Raw genomic sequence first — 3,806 nt, 5'->3', positions numbered from 1 at the left:
GCCTCGAGGAAGGCGAGCAAGGCACCTGCTTCCGCTTCCACCTGCGCCGCTTCGGTTTTCGTCCACGGGCGGGCCGGACTGATCCGCAGGCGAGCGGTTCCGGACTTGACGAAGATCTTGTACACCCCGGCCGCGAAACCGTCGATCAGGATCGGCGAGACATTGGTGGCGAAGGCGCGCAGGGTCGGCGGGTTGTCGTCGCCGGTGATCCGCGCGCGGTCCTGGTGGGACAACAGCGCGTTGTCGTACCAGCCGAGCAGCCGGACCGGGGCGGGCAGGTCGGGATCGGCGAGTTCGAGGTCGGCCGGGTCGTAGAGGGTGCGGCCGCGGGCGTCGGTGTAGGTGCGCACCCGGTCGCCGAGTTCGGCGACGGCCTTCTTCATGGCGGGCAGGCGCGACCACGCCTGCATGTCCATCGTGCTCGCCGGGCCGAAGGCGCGCAGGTAGCGCAGGATCAACTCCGATACCGGGTAGGCCGGATCGAGTGGGGCGCCCAGCCAGGGTTGAACCCGCGACCAGACCGGGCGGCTGTTGTCGCCCCAGCGGCCGCGCGGGGGTGTTTGCAGGACGGGGAGTTGATACAGCCAGGTCTGCAGGACCGCACCGGCGTCGCGGTCGGGGTAGCAGCGGGCGGCTTCGGCGCGCAGGTCAGCCGCCGACTTCGGCTCGTCACCGAGCGCCGCCTCCCCGTGCGCGCGCACTTCGTCGGGGTCGAGGCCGACCATCGCACCGTAGTTGAAACCCTGACGGAACGGGGCTTTCTCGAGCTCGGGCTGAATGTGCGGCGCGATCCGCAACGCATCCGGCGGCGTGACGAGGTGAATCGTGCCGCGCATCAAGGTGATCCGCACGAGCGACCGATCATCGAGGCCCTTCGATACCGTCGCCGGATCGAAATCGGCTATCCGACTCCACAAGCCGATGAACGGCGGCGGTACGTCCTGGGCCTGCAAGCCGACCAGGTGCTCGCACATCTGGTCGGTGGTCAGCGTCGAACGCTCCAGCAGATGCTGCCGGGCCAGCAATGTCCGGTTGAGTGTTCTGTTCGACAGCTGCATTCGGTTTCCTTCGTCGACCCGCGATGACCTGCCGACAGTACCGCCGACCTGTGACAGCCGGCGCGGTCAGCGCAGCCGCACGACCACTTTGCCGGTGGCGGTCCGGTTATCCAGTGCCGCAACGGCTTCGGCGGTGCGCTCCAGCGGGTACAGCACCGGATCGGGAGCGGGAATCGCGCCGGACGCCAGCAGCGGGGCGATCTCGGCCCACTGCTCGGCGAGGTAGGTGGGGTGGCTCATCACCCATTCGCCCCAGGCCGCGCCGACGACCTCGACGTTCTTGAGCAGCAGGCGGTTCACCTTCACCGTCGGGATCTCCCCCGCCGTGAAACCGACGACCAGCAGCCGGCCGCCGCCCGCCAGGGAACGGACGCTGTCGGTGAAGCGGTCGCCGCCGACCGGGTCGAGGACGATATCTACGCCACGACCGTCCGTCAGGTCCTTCACCGCGGCGAGCCAGTCTTCGGTCAGCACCACATCGGTGGCGCCATTGGCCTTGGCCACCTGTGCTTTCGTATCCGTGCTGACCACCGCGATCACCCGGCCCGCGCCGAGCGCCCTGGCCATGCGCAGCGTGGAGGTGCCGATACCGCCCGCCGCGCCGTGCACCAGCACCGTCTCGCCCTCGACGATCCTGGCGCGCTTGGTCAGGCAGAAGTGGACGGTGAGGTCGTTGAACAGCACGCCCGCACCGGCTTCGAGAGAGACGTTGTCCGGCAGGGCGAACACCGCGTGCTCCGGCGAGACCGCCACCTCGGCGACGCCGTTGCCGAGCATGGTCAGCGCGGCCACCCGGTCACCGGGGCGCAGCGACGAACCCTCCGGCGCCTCGCGCACGACACCGGCCACCTCGCCGCCGACGACGAACGGCAGGCCCGGCTTCATCTGGTAGAGACCGCGCGTCATCAGCACGTCGGGGAAGGCGATGCCCGCGGCGTGCACGTCGATCAGCACACCGCCCGGATAGGCCACCGGCTCGGGCAGATCGACGATCTCGATCGCCGACGGTCCGTCCAACTTGCCGACCTGGGCTGCGCGCATTTCCGACACCTCTCTTGATGACATTCACCCGCGAACATAACCCGCCGGTGGGATCAGCGATGGGCGAACTCGGTGACCGGCTCGCTGGCGAGCACCGAACCGGCCTTGATGATCGTCAGACCGGAAGAGTCGAGCTGGTACTGCGTGCCGTCGGTCGGGTTGGTGACGGTGTACGCGCCACCGCCGTTCGGTACCGGATCATCGAGTTCGATCCCGGCACCGTCGCTGGCGCGTACACCCTTGTAGTAATACCGCTGGTCGCCGGTGTGACAGATGACGACACGCGATCTGGTGGTGCGGGCGATGGACATCGCGGCGTCGTTGTCGTTGCACCGCGGGCCCGCGTTCAGGAAACCTTGGCCGTCGGCGCCGGAGACACTCGATTGCAGCGGGGGAACAGTGGTCGTGATCGGCGATTGTTCGGTGGTGGGGACCGTCTGGCTGACGGTCTCGATCACCGAGGGATCGACGACGCCGGACGCGGGCGACGGCGGCACGGCCACATCGCGGCGGTCGTCGACGGTCATCATGAACCACACCCCGATACCGACCGCCGCCAACACGATCAGCGAACCCAGCGCACCGGCCAGCACCGGCGTGGCCGAATTACGTTGCGGGGGAATCGGGAGCGGTGCCGACGGATGGGTATAGCCACTCCCCTGGCCGGGACCGGTCACACCGGGTGCCGCGCGCAGGACCGTCGGTTGGTGCTCTGCTGCCCGATACGCGCCTGTCGGTTGGGGTCCGGTCACCCGGCGTGTCGGCTGCGGTCCGGCGGATTGCGGGCCGCTCACGCGATGCGTCGAATACGGTTCGGCGGATTGCGGCCCCGTGACCCGAGTGGTCGGCCCGGCGCCGGTCGCTTGCCCTCCCGGCCGGGACACCGGCCCCCTTGCCGTCACCGGTGAGTGCGAGTCGGGCGCATAGGCCGCCGAGCCGTAGATCGCCGGGGGCGATTGCGAATCACGAAACAGCGCTGCGGAATCCCGGGTAGCGGATGACCGCGAGTCCGGCGACAGCGCCGCGGAGTTCCGCGTCGGGGGCGAATGCGAATCCGGCGAAAGAGCCGCGGAGTCGCGAGTCGGCGGTGGCTGCGAGTCGGCGGGCATGACCGCCGAGCCGCGGGTTGTCGGCGGGGAAGCGAGATCGCCGACCCGGCTCGGCGGTGTCTGCGGGCCGGTGATCTCGATCCGGGGCCCGGATACCGTGGCGGGAGTGGAGCGTTCGGCTTGGATCAGCGCCGCTCTGGCGGCCCGGGCCAGGTCGACGGGGGTCGCGTAGCGCTGGTCGGGCCGCTTGGCCATGCCCCGTTCGACGACCGGGTCGAAGGTGGTCAGCGTGGCGTCGGCCGCGCTGGGGCGCGGGGCGGGCGCCATCTGATGCGAGCCGATCGCGCCCGCGAGGCTGTTCACCGGGTACGGCACCCGGCCCACCAGGCATTCGTAGAGAACACAGGTGAGCGCGTAGGTGTCCACCGACGGCGACATCGGCACACTCTCGAACCGCTCCGGCGCCATGTACGCCATCGAGCCGACCGCGCTGCCCGCGCTGGTGAGCTGCGGGTCGGTGGCGGTGTGGGCGATGCCGAAGTCGACCAGGTAGGCGAACAGGTTGCCGGTGAGCAGGATGTTGCCCGGTTTCACGTCACGATGGACCAAGCCGACCTCGTGCGCGGCGTCGAGCGCGAACGCGATCTGCTCGACCACC

General features: G+C 69.6%; 3 protein-coding genes. All 3 read right to left on the bottom strand.

Annotation, left to right across the window (positions count from 1 at the left end; all coding sequences use genetic code 11):
- Nucleotides 1-1,058: winged helix DNA-binding domain-containing protein (locus ACFWF3_RS27665; protein ID WP_379316344.1), on the bottom strand; the 1,058-nt coding region annotated here is incomplete at its 3' end.
- A gap of 66 nt (nucleotides 1,059-1,124) precedes the next feature.
- Nucleotides 1,125-2,099, bottom strand: coding sequence for an NADPH:quinone oxidoreductase family protein (locus ACFWF3_RS27660; RefSeq protein ID WP_379316342.1), 975 nt, complete (start codon nucleotides 2,097-2,099; stop codon nucleotides 1,125-1,127).
- 53 nt (nucleotides 2,100-2,152) lie between these two features.
- A partial coding sequence (locus tag ACFWF3_RS27655; RefSeq protein WP_379316340.1) for a protein kinase occupies nucleotides 2,153-3,806 on the bottom strand: 1,654 nt, incomplete at its 5' end.

It is taken from the genome of Nocardia sp. NPDC060220, from assembly GCF_042727815.1.
Classification (GTDB): Bacteria; Actinomycetota; Actinomycetes; order Mycobacteriales; family Mycobacteriaceae; genus Nocardia.
This window is presented reverse-complemented; position numbering and strand designations above follow the sequence as displayed.

What these genes read in the sequence shown, in the direction of transcription:
- ACFWF3_RS27660 (WP_379316342.1), bottom strand. Translation starts at nt 2,099, where the DNA reads ATGCGCGCAGCCCAGGTCGGCAAGTTGGACGGACCGTCGGCGATCGAG.